This window comes from Cystobacter fuscus DSM 2262 (genome assembly GCF_000335475.2).
Classification (GTDB): Bacteria; Myxococcota; Myxococcia; order Myxococcales; family Myxococcaceae; genus Cystobacter; species Cystobacter fuscus.
In genome coordinates, this window is record NZ_ANAH02000008.1 from 307,299 (window position 1) to 324,204 (window position 16,906).

The 16,906-nt window shown below is 66.4% G+C and carries 10 protein-coding genes; 4 read left to right on the plus strand and 6 right to left on the minus strand.

Features of this window, described 5'->3' with window-relative positions; all coding sequences use genetic code 11:
* Positions 1 to 79 precede the first annotated feature (79 nt).
* On the plus strand, positions 80 to 2,371 hold the full coding sequence (locus D187_RS16155; RefSeq protein ID WP_020918072.1) for a PKD domain-containing protein: 2,292 nt from the start codon (positions 80 to 82) through the stop codon (positions 2,369 to 2,371).
* Positions 2,372 to 2,486: 115 nt separating this feature from the next.
* On the opposite strand, the gene D187_RS16160 is transcribed toward D187_RS16155, so the two are convergent.
* On the minus strand, positions 2,487 to 3,353 hold the full coding sequence (locus D187_RS16160; protein ID WP_002629294.1) for a GNAT family N-acetyltransferase: 867 nt from the start codon (positions 3,351 to 3,353) through the stop codon (positions 2,487 to 2,489).
* Between the two features lie 482 nt (positions 3,354 to 3,835).
* Between D187_RS16160 and D187_RS16165 the strand changes: the two genes are divergently transcribed.
* Positions 3,836 to 4,303 (plus strand): ABA4-like family protein, encoded by a 468-nt coding sequence (locus D187_RS16165; protein WP_002629295.1) that lies wholly within the window; start codon positions 3,836 to 3,838, stop codon positions 4,301 to 4,303.
* A gap of 125 nt (positions 4,304 to 4,428) precedes the next feature.
* Here D187_RS16165 and D187_RS16170 read toward each other — a convergent pair whose 3' ends face one another.
* From D187_RS16170 to D187_RS16180, 3 genes are all read right to left on the minus strand, one after another.
* Positions 4,429 to 7,461, minus strand: coding sequence for a cellulose binding domain-containing protein (locus tag D187_RS16170; RefSeq protein WP_211241531.1), 3,033 nt, complete (start codon positions 7,459 to 7,461; stop codon positions 4,429 to 4,431).
* 459 nt (positions 7,462 to 7,920) lie between these two features.
* A complete protein-coding gene (locus D187_RS16175; RefSeq protein WP_155893376.1) occupies positions 7,921 to 9,255 on the minus strand; it encodes a hypothetical protein in 1,335 nt (444 codons plus the stop codon).
* A gap of 78 nt (positions 9,256 to 9,333) precedes the next feature.
* Positions 9,334 to 9,897 carry a TetR/AcrR family transcriptional regulator gene (locus D187_RS16180; protein WP_002629298.1) on the minus strand — a complete coding sequence of 188 codons (564 nt, stop codon included), beginning with the start codon at positions 9,895 to 9,897 and terminating at the stop codon, positions 9,334 to 9,336.
* A 499-nt stretch (positions 9,898 to 10,396) separates the two neighbouring features.
* Between D187_RS16180 and D187_RS16185 the strand changes: the two genes are divergently transcribed.
* The gene (locus tag D187_RS16185) at positions 10,397 to 11,104 is read left to right on the plus strand and encodes a lytic polysaccharide monooxygenase auxiliary activity family 9 protein (RefSeq protein ID WP_002629300.1); all 708 of its coding nucleotides are present in this window, start codon (positions 10,397 to 10,399) and stop codon (positions 11,102 to 11,104) included.
* A 180-nt stretch (positions 11,105 to 11,284) separates the two neighbouring features.
* Positions 11,285 to 12,931, plus strand: a complete 1,647-nt coding sequence (locus D187_RS16190; RefSeq protein ID WP_002629301.1) for a PAS domain S-box protein — start codon at positions 11,285 to 11,287, stop codon at positions 12,929 to 12,931.
* A 31-nt stretch (positions 12,932 to 12,962) separates the two neighbouring features.
* Here the strand turns inward: D187_RS16190 and D187_RS16195 are convergent, their stop codons facing one another.
* Positions 12,963 to 14,723: an Aq_1262 family (lipo)protein gene (locus tag D187_RS16195; protein ID WP_002629302.1), complete on the minus strand. Its 1,761-nt coding sequence runs from the start codon at positions 14,721 to 14,723 to the stop codon at positions 12,963 to 12,965.
* A gap of 20 nt (positions 14,724 to 14,743) precedes the next feature.
* Positions 14,744 to 16,690, minus strand: a complete 1,947-nt coding sequence (locus tag D187_RS16200) for an alkaline phosphatase PhoX (protein ID WP_051256387.1) — start codon at positions 16,688 to 16,690, stop codon at positions 14,744 to 14,746.
* Between the last annotated feature and the right edge of the window lie 216 nt (positions 16,691 to 16,906).

Sequence of the window (16,906 nt, forward strand, 5' to 3'; positions counted from 1 at the left end):
CGGTGGCTTCGCTCCTGTGAAATTCTCGAGCCAGGGGGCTAGAATCGGGGAGCCGCCCCTGAACCCTGGAGGCCGTACTTTGAAACCATGCGTCGCCGCGGTGGTGGGTCTCCTCCTGCTCGCTCCGGTGGAAGCCTTCAGCTTCGCCACCGGCAAGGACGTGACGTTCGTCAGCGTGGAGTTGCTCGACTCCACGGGAACGGCGGACTCCTGTGACGATGACGGAGTGCTCGACACGGGCGAGACCGCGCGCGTGCACGTCACGCTGCGCAACAACGGCACCGAGCGGCTCGCGAAGACGAGCATGACGCTCTCCAGCGAGGACCCGGACGTCTCCTTCCCCAAGGGGGAGAAGGTGCTCTTTCCCGCCTCGGATCCGGGCAAGAACACCAGCGCGGAGCTGACGATGAGACTCTCGGGTCCCGCCAAGCCACGCGATATCACCCTGCGCATCGACTACCGCGACGACGAGCAGCAGGTGCCTGGAGACAAGACGCACACGGCGGTGTACCGGGTGAACACGGACGAGCTGCCGGGGACGAGCACCCACGAGACGGTGGAGTCACCCCATCACCCGTGGACCCTCGCGGCCAGCACGAAGAACCTCTCGCCGTGGACGCGCCAGATCGATCCGACGGACACGAACTGGTTCTTCCGCGGACCGAACAACGCGGTGATCGGAGAACTCACGCTCGTCTCGCCACCCCTCCAGGTATCGGAGACCGAGGCGTTCCGGTTCACCTTCCAGCATCGCTACTCCTTCGAGCGACTCGACTCGAACGTCTCCTATGACGGCGCCGTCATCGAGCTGAGCCCGGATGGCGGGAAGACCTGGGTGAATATCGGCACCTCGGTAGACCCCACCTACAACTCGACCATCTATGCGTCAGGGGACAACCCACTCAAGGGCTGGAAGGCGTATGGAGGCCAGAGTCCCGGCTACCCCGCGTTCGCTCCGGCCACCGCCAACCTCGCGACCAACTACGCGGGAAAGACGGTGCTCCTCCGCTTCCGCATCGGCACGGACTCCGAGCAGGGCGACACGGGCTGGGACCTGGATGACCTCCAGTTCGAGGGGCTGGTGAACACCCCCTTCAGCTCGTCGGGGCCGCACCGGGGCCTGTGCCTCAACCGGGTGCCGGTGGCGAACGCGGGCCCGGATCAGACCGTCAACGAGCGGCGCCTGGTGACGCTCTCTGGCAGCGGAACGGATCCCGAGGGCCGCCCGCTCACCTACGAGTGGAAGCAGACCAAGGGCCCGACCGTGTCACTCAGTGACGCGAGCGCGCCCAACCCCACCTTCGTCTCGCCCAAGGTGACGGCGGACACGGATTTCCAGTTCGAGCTGCGGGTGCGCGATGAGGTGAACACGAGCCTCCCAGACTCGGTGAACGTGCGGGTGCGCGACCTCCCCCAAGGCAACCACGCGCCCACGGTGACAGCCAAGCTGGAATTGAGCGTCTTCGAGCTGGACACGGTGACCCTGGAGGCCTCGGGCACGGACGCGGACGGGGATCCCCTCACCTACCAGTGGACGCAGGTGGGCAGGCCCCCCGTCACCCTGGACGGTGCCACCACTGAAAAGGCCACCTTCGTCGCCCCCGAGGTGACGGAGACACTCAAGCTCACCTTCCAGATCGTCGCCAGCGACGGCGAGCAGTCGAGCGCCCCGGTCACCGTCACCGTGACCGTGAACAACCGTGAGCATGCGCCGGTGGCCGCGGTGGAGCCGGTGGATGCTGTGGAAGAGGGCTCCCTCGTGACGCTCAAGGGGAGCGCCACGGATGAGGATGGGGTGACCAGGTTCGCCTACACGTGGAAACAGGTGAGCGGCCCCAGCGTCTCCCTGAGCGACCGCGACACGGCCTCGCCCTCCTTCACCGCGCCCAACGTGGACAAGGAGACGAAGCTGATCTTCCAGCTCGTCGTGAGCGATGGAAAGCTGGACAGCAAACCGGTGAGGGTGACCGTGGTCGTCCAGGACACGTCGCTGGAGGCCCAGGCGGGTGCGGACCAGCGCGTGCGTGAGGGCAGTGGGGTGACGCTCAACGGCTCGGACTCGAAGGGCACCGGCCTGGACTACACCTGGACCCAGGTGGACGGTCCCCCGGTGAACCTCATCCTGGCGGGCTCGAAAGCCATGTTCAACACGCCCGACGTGGATGAGGAGACGGCACTCACCTTCCAGCTCCAGGTGACGGACGGCCGCGGAAGAAGCAGCGAGGACACCGTCACCGTGCGCGTGACCGACCAGTTGCCGTCTGCTCCGGACTCGGGCTGTGGCTGCGCCGGGGGCCAGGATGGGGGCGTGCCCATGGCGGTCCTCCTGCTGCTCTCGGCGCTCGGCTTTCGTTTTCCGAAGAAGAGCTGAGGATCTGGCCCTGGACTGGAGGTGAGGCCTTCACCTTCAACCCGCGGAGCTGATCCTGAAACGGGTTCTCAGGCGCCTCCGAGCGACAATGCCGCGGCTCGCCGGAGCCAAGGCGTCAGGTTCGTGCCATCACCGGAAACCGATGAGGCCCGGACGGTGGCCCCAGGTTGCGCACGAAGAGGTAGGCCTCCGAGTCCTCGCCGACGACCTCCGCCCGAGGCCACCAGCGCTCGGGCGTGAAGCCGAAGTGGACCGCGGTGATGGGCTGGTCAATCAATCGTGGGATGTGGGGCCGCAGGTCGAAGGGCTCACGCGCGAAGATGTCGTCGATGTAGAGCGTGCCATCCTCGACACCGGCGAACACCCAGGCATCCGCGTGCAGTTGGCGCAGCGGTCGGGAAAAGGCATTCGCCGCATACCAGCTCGCGATCCTCGCATGGCCGCGTGAGCCGAAGTGATCAGTCACCGGGAGCCCCTCTTCGGACAGGGAGACCAGTCCCGAGCGCACCTGGGCCTCCTCCAGCTCGAGCACCGGCGCGGGCTCACCTCCAGGCACCGCGTGGAACGCCGCGCCGAACAACGCCTGCGTCCGAGGCGTGAACCCGAAGCGCGGATAGAAACCGAGCACGTTCTCGTTGGCGAACAACAGCACGGGCGCTTCGCCGCAAGACTCGAGCGCCGCCCGCATCACCACCCGCGACAACCCCCTGCCCCGGTGGGAGGGCACGCAGCCGACCGCGCCGAACTGGTAGCCAATGATCTCGCGGCCCTCGACCCGCAGCCGCATCCTCATCACCGAGGCATTGGCCACCACACGCCCCTCGTCGAGCACCGAGAAGGCTCGATAGTCATCGTTCCATCCACCCCACGCGCACCAGCGCCGGAAGTCCACGGTACGGAAGACCCGAGGCACATAGTCACAGAAGGCGGCTTGCAGCGCGGGATCGCGGTGGTCGATTTCCACGACGGCGGGGGTGGTCATGGCTGGAGTCTCCCGTGTTCCGCGCTCGGCGCCAGTCTCCAGGCCGCCGCCTGCCCGGGCGCTCCCCGCGAAAAAGCCATTGCGCATCCGGCGACGAGGTGTACCTTGTGCTTCGACGCGTCCCCCGCGTCTCCCATGATCTCCTCTCGCTAGACATCCTCCGCCACACGCGGTCTCTCGAGGTGAATCGCCTATCGCTCCTGGTAGGCCGGTCGCCTATTGGCCGTCCGATTGCACCATCGCGACAACGCTCCGCGGGTTTCCGCGGGAGTTCACGTCGTGAGCCGGTGACGGCGGAGTGAGGAACCCGACAAGCGAACGCTCCGAGGCCCTGCTGCCAGCCAGCGGATGGCTGCCTCGCGCTCGCTCGCCGTCCGTCGTCCGACGGGGCGAGCAGCCCGAAAGGCATCCAGGGCCACGGCTCTCATTCGCCGCGTCGATTCATCCGCGATCCCACAAGCCGTGCCGAACTGGAGGGCTGTATGAGAGTCGAAACCGTATTCAACCTCTTCAACTATGGTGTGTTTCCCGCGTGGGCGCTGCTGCTGTTCGCACCGCGTTGGAAGTGGACTCGGCGGCTGGTCCACTCCGTGCTGATACCCGTGCTGCTGGGAGTGGCGCATCTCGGCCTGATGCTGGGTTTGAATCTGAGTGCGTCCATCCCCGAGGGAGCCAGCGCGGCGAGTCTCCAGGGCGCCATGCTGCTCTTCAGCGACCCCTGGGTGGCGGTGCTCTGCTGGATCCACTACCTGGCGTTCGACCTGTTCGTCGGCGCGTGGATCGTCCGGGATGCGGGGCGTCGCGGGCTCCCCCATCTGGCGGTAGCCCCCTGTGTCCTGTTGACCATGATGTATGGCCCGACAGGGCTCCTGGTGTACCTCATCCTCCGGTTCTTCATGCGCAGGGCACTCACGCTTCAAGAGGAACCCGGGGCCGAGAAGGCCGCATGAGGCCCACCCTCTCGCCGTCGTGGCGAACGCAGGAGCAACGGCAGCTGCGCGCGCGGCGGCCGTCGTCGTTGACACACACCGGCCCGGAGCGGATCTCCAGTCCACTCCGGGCCAGGACGTTCACATCAGGGCTCCAGGCCCCACTGGAGGCCGCCGGAGACATATCCGGTCGCCTTGATCCAGTCCGCATACGTGGCGCCCGTCGAGGCAAAGGAGTAGTCGCCCGACTGCGTGTAGTTGCTCCAATCGGCTTTGGAGAACCGGACCTGGATCTCGATGCTCTGTCCGGCCGCGAGGCTGCCTGCCCCACTCGTGAAGCCAATCTCGAGGTAGTGATCGGCGCCGGTGGTCGGTGTCGCCAGCTTGACGAAGGTTCCGGTGACATTCGATCCGCCCACGTGGGACCAGTCGCAGAAGAAGCTCTGCGCCTTCTCTCCGTCAATGGTGTAGTAGTAGCGGAGCTTGACGGTCGAGAGCGCGACGGCGATCGTTCCCGTATTGATCAGCTTGAACCTCGGGCTGATGCCATTGACGGCCGCCGCCGTGGACCCGTTGTACATCTGCACCTTGATGTTCCCCGAGCCAGTGGAGGTCGTGTCGATCACCGTGATGGCCAGAACGGGTGAAGTGCCCGCGCTGAACTGGAAGGACAGGCTCGTCGTCCCGACCGGCTGCCTGGCCAGATAGCTCTTCGACAGGGTCACGATCGAGCCAGAGACGGTGTAATCCGTGCCGGACACGAGCGTCGCCGTGCCATTCTTGATGCCGCCGAAGGTATTTCCGTTCAGCGTCATCGTCACGGTGATGTCCGCTTGATTGCCCGTCTTCTTGTCGAAGGACGAGCTCGTCGGACTGATGGTCGACTGCTTGACCGGATCCGGGTCCGGATCCGGCGTGCCGCCCACCGGGTCGCCATAGACGATCCCGCGGCCGTTCGTGCCCACATAGACGCGGCCATACACCCGCGGATCTCCGGTGATCGTCGTGACCCTCGCGTATTGGTGCTGAGCGTCATTCACCCTCACCCAGGAAGCACCCCCATCGTCCGATCGGAAGAAACCGCGCACACCGTCGATCCTGGCGATGACGTACAGGGCCATGTAGCTCTGGCCCGGCGCCGCCTTCCCGAACCCGACTCCGTCGGCCTCCTGCACGTTCGCCAGCTTCGTGAAGGTCGCGCCGGAATCGATCGAATGCCACAGGCCATAGGGGCCGGGGCTCTCATTGCCACCAGCGAACCAGACGTCACCTTCACGGCCAGGAACGGCCTTGAGCGAGGCGGCTCCGCTGCTGGGAAGACCCGCCGCGGCCGTCTGGGTGAACGTGGCGCCTCCGTTGGTGCTGAGATAGAACCTGCCCGCCGAGTAGGCGTAGAACTTGTTCGGGTTCACGCGGTCGGCCGCGATCTTCGCGCCCGCCGGAATGCCGCTGCTGGCCGTCCAGGAATTGCCGCCCGACTTCGAGGAGTACACCCCCACATCCGACGTGCTCCACACGATGGCGTTGCCGTCGGCCGAGACCGCGACCGTCCCCCCGCCCTTCGTTCCCGTCGGCTCGGAGGAGGCCTTGTACCAGTTCGCGCCTCCGTCATGAGAGAGGCCCACCGACCTGGCATTGGCATCCGCCGAGTAATCCGCCATTCCCACACGGACCACGAAGCCCGGGTTGAGCTCCGCGTAGTCGATGCCGTACGTCGTGCTCCACGCCGGCACGGACATCGTCTTGGCGGGCGGTGCCGTCAGGTCATCATGGCGGAAGCCGGAAATGTCGCCCATGGCGCTGAGGAGCGGTGCTCCAGCCGGCGGGCTGATCAGCTCCATGATGGCCGTCTCCTCGATGCCCCTGGCCATGACGGAGATATTCACCTTGCCGCCGCTGTCCCAGTCCGTGAGGTTGTTCGTGCCGTACAGGGTCGCGCCCGTGCCGTACATCAGCCGGTTGGAGTTGAAGGGGTCGATCTCGAGATCCCCGATCATCCAACCCAGCTTGGGAGAAGGCGTCGGCGGGATGGGCTCGATGCCCAGCGACAGCCAGGGAGCTCCCGAGATGTCTTGCGTGTAGCGGAGCTTCCGGCTCGGGTAGCCATCCCAGTCCCAGATCGCCGTCCAGGTCGCACCGCCGTTCGTGCTGCGGAAGAGGTTGGCATCCGGCCACCAGCTGTTCAGCGTGGCGACCACGAGCGTGTCCGGGTGCTGGGCATCGACGGCGAGACCACCGTAGCCATAATAGTTGTCCGTGCTGCTGCTCGGCACGGGGCTGATGTTCGTCCAGACCCCCGTCTGGGTGTTGAACCTCCAGACATCTCCCTTGGTGCCGTCGTAGGGACCGACGCCATCGCTATAGGTGATGTAGAGGTTGCCATTGGAGGCGAGCTCACCGTGGTGCGGCAGAAAGCCGACGGGCTGGCCGGGAATCGCCTCCCAGGTGGCGCCGCCGTCCGTGCTGCGGCAGAGGTTGTTCTCCTTGTCCGCGACTCCCACGTAGAGGGTCTGCGTCGCGCTGCCCGCCGTCCCCGTGCCCGGGTCGAACGTGATCCATGCCAGCCCGACAATGTCATTCCCGTAGGAGTTGTTCGGATCTTGAACGTAGGTCCCGGGGTTGGGGAATTGGGTGACTTTCGTCCAGGTCGCGCCGTAGTCCGTGCTCTTCCAGAGCCCGTTGCCGCTGCGGGCGCCGAAGAACAGGATGTTGTTCTTGTTCGGATCAATCACCAGGCGCTCCCCCATGGAGCGCCCGGGCATGTTGCCGCCGACCTTGAAGGGAAGGGGCGTCACCTGCCACGTGTCCCCCTTGTCGGTCGAACGCATGATCTGCCCGTTCGTATCCCAGTCATTCGTATAGGTGCCGGTCGCCATGTAGACGCGGTTTGGCTCGACCGGGTCGGTGGCCAGGGCATCGACACCATTCTTATTCCAATCCACCCAGCCCGTCGTGTCGGAGAGCGGAATCCAACTGGAGGTCGCGGCATTCCAGCGGTACGCACCGCCAATGTCCGTCCGGGCGTAGATCAAATCCTTCTGCTTCTTGTTGAAGATGATTCCCGGAATGAAACCGCCCCCGCCTCCCGTCACGACGTCGCGCCAGTTGTAGGCGGCGCTCGGAGCCGCTCGCGCCTCGGGGACAAGGCCACTCCAGGCCGAGCCAATGGCCGCGGCCAATAGAAGGAAAATGCCAGTCCTGCCGAAATGCCTCGTGTACACCGTCGTCACCCCCATGCGATTGGAACCACTCAACCTGGCCCAAAAACCAGACTGGGTTAAACGTTTCGTAACGTTCTCATACTGTGGGAGTGCAAATCTGTAAAAACCAGGGAAAACGATCTAGAGCTGAGATTCCAGCGACACGATGGGCCAGATTGGCTTGACACATCGTGTCGATTTTCGCCGTGGTTGTAGGTTCTCAGTCAGGGCTGAGCATCGTGTTTCCAATCGTGAAACGAGCCGCGAGAAGAGTGGGTGGCACCGCGGCCCGAAGCGCTCGTCGCGGGAGGACGCGGCTCGGGGGAGTTTGGATTGTTGTAAACGGGTGAAAAGCACTCCATCGCCGGTCCTCGGCCTCCCCCCTCGACACTTCACGCGGCCACTTTCTTGAAGCTCCCGCGGACGGTGGCTGGACCGTCACGGCGCGACGAAGAGACAGCGCGTGATGGGAACGATGATGTCCGCGAGTACGTACAGGTAGTACGTCTTGCCCGGCGTCAGCGCCGGAGGCTGGCCTCCCGCTGGGAAGCGCTGCGACATGCTGGCGGGGACGACTCCGTAGCGCACCGTTCCACTCTCGACCCCGGCGCCCTCGGCGGGCGCGTCGAGCCGCCAGAGCGTGCCCTCGGGCAGATCGAGGTTGGGCGGCACCGTCGGTGACGTGCTCTCCTGCTCGAGGACGTACACGTAGCGGGCCTTGCCCCCTCTCCACTGGAGCAGGCCCTGTGCGTCGACTCCCTCCCCCTTCGTGCACGCCGTTGGCCGGTAGAGACGCTGATCGTCCAGGGGGCCCGCGCCGTACGGCTGATCGGCGAAGTCCTCGCGCTTGAAGCCGCGCTGGAAGAGCTCGGACTGGAAGAAGCGCGCCATCCGCTCGGGGTCGGTCGTGACGAAGATGGAGTCCAACGGACGCTCCGGCGAGGCCCGCGAGAAGCCGTTGTTGTGCTCGCGGGGGTAGGCGCCGAACCCCACGGTGTTGATCCACCCGGCGCCCATGGCCAGGCCACGGGGGTTGAAGGAGTTGATGAAGTTGCCCGGAGACTCGATGAACCAGTTGGACGTCCCCTTGGGGGCGCGCGTCGAGTGGCAGCAGACGCAGGCCGTCGCCTCGATCTGGGAGCGCACCCAGCCGACCTCGGCGGCGTACGCCGCGTCCTTCATGCGCGGATCTTCCCGCTCCGCGTTCGGGGCGGGCGGCACCGCGTAGTACGGACGCTGGGTCCGCACGCGGTCGCAGCTCGCGTAATCATCGAAGTGACGGCCCGGCTCGGTGGCGCCGGAGATCATCTCCCACGTGCAGACCTTGCCCCCTTCCGACAGGCCCGGCGGCTCTCCCGGCTTGGGGTCCACACACGCGAGGACCGGCTGCTGGAACGTCGGCAGCCCCGTGCCGCCACTGTCCACCACCTTCCCCCCACAGACGGGGGCCGGCTCGAACGCCCCCCCGCCGAAGAGCTCACAGCCGCGCTGCATGGAGCCGCACTTCTCCTGGTTCACCCCCGGCAGCGTGATGCGCGTCCACCGGTCCTCACCTTCCTCCAGGAAGCAGTAGCCCAGCCGCTCCTCCATGCCACACGCCGACCCCAGGACGATCGTCGAGTCCTGATCCTCGCAGTCTTCCTTCGCGGCCTGCTCGGTCCACTCGCCGACGTAGTCGCGACACTCCATGCTGTCGCTGAACTTGTTCGTGTAGATGCAGTGGCCCACGATCTTGTCCGGCACCTGGGGCACCTGCCTGGGTTGACATCCCATGATGACGGACCACAAGACACACATCGACAACAACCGCGGCGCGGCCATTGGAAGACTCCCGGTGGGAACGGCGTTGAATTACTTCGCGTAGCCCTTCATGAAGCCGTCGAGGTGCCGCTCGATGAAGACCGTCAGGTCGAGCGGACGGCAGCGGCGCCCGTGCAACTGGTGCTGGTGGAAGAGCGCCATCAGCACCGGGGACAACAGCGCGAGTCCCGCCACCCGTGCATCCGGCACCGACAACTCGCCACGCGTGTGGAAGACGATGAGCAGTTCCTCGAGGGCATTGAGCGTGGGCTCGAAGATGGAGGAGATGTAGATCTGCCCCAGATCCGAATCACTCATGCCCTCGGCGAAGCCCGCGGCATGCATGCCGCCCAGCGAGCCTGTCCAGCCCGCGGCGATCTGCTCCAGCAGGTGGTGGAAGGCCTCTCGCGCGGGACGCTCCGCCAGGCTCTTCGCCCAGGCCCGGCGTTCCTGTCCGAACTTCATCAGGTGCTCGAAGGCCGCCTGGACCACGCCCTGGCGATCACCGAAGTAGTGGCGCAGCGTGCCTGGATCGACCCCCGCGCCCTCCGCGAGCGTCCTCAGGCTCGGGTGCGTGCCTCCCGCCAGGAGGAGCTGCTGCGCGAGGCTGTTCACGAGCCTCGAGCGCGTCTCTTCATGATCGCGGTTGCGCGCTCCCGATATTCTTCCCATGGCTGGGAATATTATGGGCCACCCCACCCAGCCGCAAGCGGGAACACGCCTCGGGAAGCAATCTCATATCCTTCCTCGATGAGGAGCTTTATCACGCTCCAAGCCCCGTGGCGGCGGTCCGGAGGGTTGCTCCGCGACCAGAAGCCAGGCGCTGTCCTGGCGCGCCCTGGCAGTGATTGGGCACAAGCGCGTGACAGGGGTGTCTCGGCGAAGTCAGGATTCAGGAGCCACGAAAGAATCAAACAGAAATGTAATGTTTAACCGGCAACCATTCCCCGAAAATATCATTTGGCTCGAATTACGAGTTATCCAATCATGCCGGTCAGTGCCTCGCCTTTGGCATTCAACGCGGCGATGGTGCAGTCATGGCGTTGTCCCCCAGAAGAACATGTCATCGCCATGAAGCAGTATCCGGCTCAGTCGTCCCCCAAGGAGGAAACTCATGCTGACGCAGATGAAGAAGACGTGGTTGTCCCTGTCCCTGGTATTGGGAGTCGCCTCGGTTGCTCACGGCCACGGGCTGATCCAGGACCCGCCGGCGCGCAACTGGTTCTGTGGCGCGTACACCAAGCCGGATGAAGTGGGCAGACCCGGTGAATACGCGGAGTGCGCCGATGCCTTCCGTGATGACTTCTCCGGCGGCTATCAATTCATGAGCGTGCTCACCCACGCGCAGGGACGGGCCGTGGTCAGCCCCCTGCCGCAGAACGTCTGTGGCTTCAACAGCGAGACCTGGCGCGGCGGTGCCACGCCCTGGGACAAGTCCATCAACTGGCCCACCAGCACCATCAGCTCCGGTCCCCGGACCATCACCTGGAACATTTCCTGGGGCCCGCACTTCGACGATACCGAGGAGTTCCGCTACTGGATCACCAAGCCCGGCTTTGTCTATGAGGTCGGCAAGCCCTTGACCTGGAATGACTTCGAGACGGAAGCGTTCTGCGTGCTCAAGTACAACGACCGCAACCCCACCGGCAATCCGGCGGTCGTCGCGGACAAGGTCAACGCACTCTTCCACACCACGTGCAACGTGCCGCAGCGCGAGGGCCGTCATGTCATCTACGGCGAGTGGGGGCGCAACTACTTCACCTATGAGCGCTTCCACGGCTGCGTCGACGTGGTGTTCTCCGGCACCAGCGCGCAGCGCTGAGAGCGCACGGACACGTGCGATGACCCCACGGTAGGAAGCCTGGCCGCCGCCAGGGCGGTCGGGTTTCCCGTGTATCCTCAGGAAGCGGAGTAGCACCCGGGGCACGGGGGGATGCACGGGATGTCCTTGGGCGCGACCAGGACGCGCCTTCCGTTCTAGGATGCCATCCCGTCGGGATCCATGGACAACCCTTTTCGCACTCATCCCCCAGTCGGCGCGCCAGACAACCCGGAGGCGCGCCAGTCCCTCACCGAATTCGAACGTCACTTCCAGGCGACCTTCGAACAAGCCGCCGTGGGAATCGCGCACGTGGGCCTCGATGGCCGGTGGCTGCGCGTCAACACGAGGCTGTGCTCCATCATCGGCTATACGCACCAGGAGCTGATGGGGCTGGTGTTCCAGGACATCACCCACCCAGAAGATCTGGCCGCGGATTTGAGTCTCGTCCGGCAGATGCTCGAGGGCGAGCGCGCCACCTATTCGATGGAGAAGCGGTACTTCCACAAGTCCGGGGAGATCATCTGGATCAACCTCACGGTGTCACTCGTGAGGAAGACGGATGGCGCACCGGACTACTTCATCTCCGTCATCGAGGACATCACCCGGCGGCACCGTGCCGAACTCGAGCGGGATACCCTGCTCGCGCGCGAGCACCAGGCGCGCACGGAGGCGGAGGAACTGGTGCGCCGCCGCTCCGCCGAGCTGGACGCCGCGCGCAATGCGCTCATCCAGGCGGAGCGGCTGGCCACGGCGGGCCAGCTCGCGGCGGGCGTCGGGCATGAGATCAACAACCCCCTGGCCTACGTGCTGGCCAACATCACGTTCGCCCTGGAAGAGCTCTCGAAGCGGGAACAGGACGAGAACCTGGAGGAAGTGCGGGACGCGCTCGCGCAGGCCCGCAAGGGCGCCGAGCGCATCCGCAACATCGTGAGGGATCTGCGCACGTTCGCCAGCAGCAAGTTCGAGACCCTGGGACCGGTGGAGGTGCGCGAGGCCCTGGAGTTCTCCGTGGACATGGCGGCCCACCAGCTCCGCCAGCGGGCACGGCTCGTCCGCGACTACGAGCCGGTGCCGCCCGTGCTGGGCAACGAGTCTCGCCTGGGACAGGTCTTCCTCAACCTGGTGCTCAACGCCGCGCAGGCCATCCCGGAAGGAGCACCCGAGAAGCACCAGGTGACACTCACCCTCCGTCCCCATGAAGACACGTGGGTGTCCGTCGAGGTGACGGACACGGGGTGTGGGATCGCCACCGGGAACCTCCCGCATCTCTTCGAGCCGTTCTTCACCACCAAGCCCGTGGGCGTGGGAACCGGGCTGGGCCTGTCGGTGTGCCACGGCATCGTGACCGGGTTGGGTGGGCGGATCGAGGTCGAGAGCCAACCGGGCCGGGGAAGCACGTTCCGTGTCCTCCTGCCCATGGCACGACAGGCCGAGGCACCCAGGGGCTCCGTGACGAGGACGGAGCCTCCGCCCCCGCCCCCGCGGCGCGTGCTCGTGGTCGATGACGAGCCCGAGGTTCTCGATGCGCTCGCCCGCCTGATTGGTCCGCCGCACTCCGTGGTGAAGGCCGGGAGCGGGGCCCGCGCGATGGAATTGTTGGCGGAGGACGCCCACTACGACGTCATCTTCTGCGATCTCATGATGCCGGGCCTCACGGGCATGGATCTGCACGAGGGGATCGCGAAGAAGCATCCGGAGCTGCTCGATCGGATGATCTTCATGACGGCGGGATGCTTCACGCAGCGCGCCGTCGAGTTCCTCGAGCGCATGGAGCCCCGACGCCTCGAGAAGCCCTTCAGCCCGGAGGCCGTCCGCGACTTCCTGTGAGGGCCCCGGCCGCGCCGTCGCGCTTCGCGGGTCAGCGAGAAGCGCTCTTCGCCGGGCTCACCCAGCCAGGAAGCACGGGCTCGTCGATGCCCGTCGCGCCATCCTGCTCCAACCGGGCCCGCACCTTGGAAGGCGCCCCCACCACCACCTCCCGCCCGCGCTCGAAGCGCTGGGCCTTCACCAGCGCCAGGGTGGCCCGGTCCAACAGGAGCGCCCGGCGCGGTGAGGGGACGAGCAGCACCGAGATGTCCTTCGTCAGCGCGTTCACCGCGTCGGGCCGGAGCGTCCCGTCCCGCCGGAAGAAACGGGCCTGGACCTCGTCGTTGGTCCCGTAGTCGTCTCCGGCCCCGACCCGCGCGAGCCAGTGGGCGTACTCGCCCTGTCCATCGGCGCGCGTGGGCTCGGGAATCCCCTTCATCCCCCGCTGCCCCCAGTGGTACCAGCCCCCCTGCCAGGCCGAGCCCGGTTCGAGCTTGCGCGCGAAGCTGAAGGTGCTGTCCGTGGTGGCGCCCACGCCGCCATGACAACCGATGCAGGCGGTGGTCTCCTCGACGTTCTGCGGGCGCAGCTCGCCGCCCGCGTCCTCGATGAAGCCCTGCATGAGCCAACCGGTGCCCGTGCCCACCCCGCGCTCCACATCCGCGAGCACGCGCTTCAGCTTGTCGGGCTGCTTCATCTTCTCCCGGGCTTCCGCCTCGGCCGCCAGCTGGAGGTCGCTGTACGTCAACCAGCGGGTCTTCCTCATGTAGCGCAGTTCCTTCATCCGGGCGGCCATGCGCACCTGCCCTCCCTCCACATCGAGGTAGCGCAAGCTATGGAGGAACTCGGTGCCTCGCGGGAAGAGGCCGGCGGCGGGCCAGCCCTCGCGCGCCGGGTCCAGCCCGGCCGCCTGTCCCACGTAGCCAAAGAGACGTCCGGGCCTGGGTGGCCACACGAAGGCCACGCGCGTCGCGGAGCCGAGCACTCCATCCCCATCGAGATCCGCGCCGAACTCCCGCTCGTCCGTGGGTGGCAGCGGCACATCCACCCGGCGGATGTACGCCTCGAGGATGGCGAGATTGACGCGGTACACGGCCTTGCTCTCGCGCCCGGCCGAGTCGTGCCGGTACGCCGCGGGCAGGCGGATGAACACGTCTCCCGCGCTCCCGTTGGTCGGCCAGAACATGCCGGGAAACGGGGCATAGGCGAACGCCCGCCAGCCCGTCATGGCCCCGTCTGGAGAATGATCGAAGCCCTCGCCGTCCGTCTGGAACCAGCAGTCCGGGGTGTAGCCTCCCCACTGACCATCGCCATTCCCATCCCAGGCGGCGGGCGGATGCGCCAGCGCCGCCGCGAGCCGGAGCCCGCCACGCTCATCCACGTAGTTGTTCGACCGTACCCAGGCCAGCAGCTCGGCGTCCGACAGCTCGACGGGCGGCGGCGGCTGGACGAGGTTCGTCCAACGGTTCTCCTCGGCGGAGCGAGCCACCGAGAGGACCGTCTGGACCTCGGCGTCCTCGACGAAGTTGGGCGCGCGCGGCGTCTGGTGACACGCGAAGCAGCCGTTGCGGGTGCGGCCACCGGCTTCGTCCTGGGTGACCGCGTAGCACTGCGCGGGCAGGTAGGCGGCCGGATTCGAGAGCCGGGGAGGCACTCGCGTGTCCGTCGGCAGAGCGGCCACGAGCGCCTCCCGCATCTGGACGACGGGCGTCGGCGCGGGGCGTGGTGCGCCGCCCGAGCGCCCCACGAGGGCCGCTCCAGCCACGAGCAACCCCATCACCAGCACGATGCCTGTCGCCCTTCGGCGGCCCATGTCTTCTGCTCCCCGCGTGCTCAGTTCATCGCCGGGAACGGGCCGATGTAGCCGGTGTACGACTGCTTCATGCTCGCATCGGTGCCGGCCTTCTCGATGTCCGACTCACCGTAGGGGTGTTGGACCTGGGCCTTGATGTACGCGAAGCCGTTGATGTCCGGGTAGAAGTAGACGCCCGTCGTCTCCGAGCCGTAGGGGGCGGAGAAGATGCGGGTCAGCTCCCGCGTGACGATGTTGTAGGCCCACACCATGTCATTCTGGTGGCCATCGACGGTGTCCTCGCCGATGAGCAGCGTGTCGTACCCGTTGATGAAGGACAGGTTGTCGGGATTGGCGATGCCATTCACGCTGCAGACGTTCGCGATTCCCGGATTGGAGACACCGTTGCTGTCCACGGTCGTGAAGGTGGGATCGTAGAAGGGGCTGTTGCTCGGGTAGAGGCTGGCGCCGGGCGCCTTCAGCCACATGCCCTCGACGAGCGGCGCGGCGGACTCGACGACATAGTCACTGCCGAGCTGCACGTTGGGCGAGACGACCATCTCGTAGACCGCGCCACAGTCGTTGCGGGCGACCTGGATGTGATTGCCCCCACCCAGATCCTTGCCCTTCGGATCGTCGATCATCCCGTGGTTCAGCTCGCTGAACGACACGTAGAGCCGGTGGGCGGCGGGGTTGTACGTGATTCCCTCGGTCTTGCGGAACTCGGTGGTACCTCCGACGTAGGCCGCGTAACGGCGGCTCTCCAGGCGGGAGGCCGCCAGCTCCTGACCGGGCTTGAGCCGCAAGCACTCGCGGCCCGTCTCCGTGTTGATGGCGCGGAACCCGGAGGCCGCGCTCGGACAGGTGCCATCGCTGCCCTGGGGCTCGGTCTCGAAGATATGGGAGAACTGGATGCCGCCATCGATCAGCGCCTTGACCTCCGCGTCCGTCGCGCTGGGACCCAGGGGCAACCAGTAGATATCCGCCCGGCCCGAGGGCTGGCCCGTCGGGGTGGTCTGGAACCACCGCGCCGCGTAGAGCTGTCCCTCGGACAGGTCTCCCGGCCGCGTCGCCACGAACATGTAGAAGCCGTCATTGCTGCCATCGTCACTCAGGTAGACGGTCCTGCGATCCGGCATCACATAGGCGAGTTCGAGCGCCCGCCGGCCCGCCGCGTAGTGCTTGGCCACGGTGGTGCCGCCCGAGTCGTCGACCGCGACCTCGATCACGTAGCCATAGCGGTACGGGGAGTAGACGGCCTTGGCCTCGGCGATGGAGGCCGTGGCCGGATCCAACCCCCAGTAGCGCAGCATCGAGCGCTCGGCCTGGGTGAGCGCGCTCACCGAGGCCGCGCTCTCATAGGCGCGCGCGTCCGACGGGTACTCCTCGCTGCTCAAGTTGGTATTCCAGGGCGACACGCTGCCCGCGCAGGGAATCCAGTAGCCCTGCACGCTCGAGAAGTCGATGGGCCGGGTGCTGATGGCGGTGAGCTTTCCGTCGGACGCCTGGCGCAGCTCGGAGAGGTACATCGACGCGGGCGTGGTCTCGAACTGGGTGAGCTCGAAGAGCCTGTTGCCCTTCTGGATGAGGGCCGAGAAATCATTGGACGGAGAGATGAAGTCCGAGCCGTCCGTGTTCTTCACCGGGCCGCCATCCTTCTGGATCATGCGCCCGAAGATGTGCTCGCCCAGGGGCTGACCGGAGCGCAGCACGGTCTCGTACCGGAGGGAGACCTCCTGCCCGTTCACGCTCGCCTTGGGACTGGCGTAGACGGCCCGCTTCTCGTCCAAGGTGCGCGCGGCATTCGCCGGAGTGAAGCTGAGCGACCTGCCCTGGCCGGCCGGGCCCTGCGGCCCCGGGGCTCCCGGCGCGCCCGGTGAGCCCGGGGCTCCGGTCTCACCCGTGCACGCGGAGAGCGCGAGCGTGGTCAGGGACGCGCACACCAGGTGCCCCGTCCGGCGCACCCATCTCGAATGGGTCGATCTCATCTGTGTCCTCACCTTGGAAGAAAGGGGACGGAGCGGCTGCCAGGTCGGCTCCGATTGCCGACGGATGCTACTGGCGGCGGGTGGTCGCCCTGAAGCTGTTTGTCACAGGAACGTCACGGCCTGCTCGCCGCTCATACAGGGAGTTCAATCGGCTCCCCTTGGCGCGACGCGTTGAAACCAACTCCCTTCAGGAAGGCGCCCGCGCGGCTCTTCAAG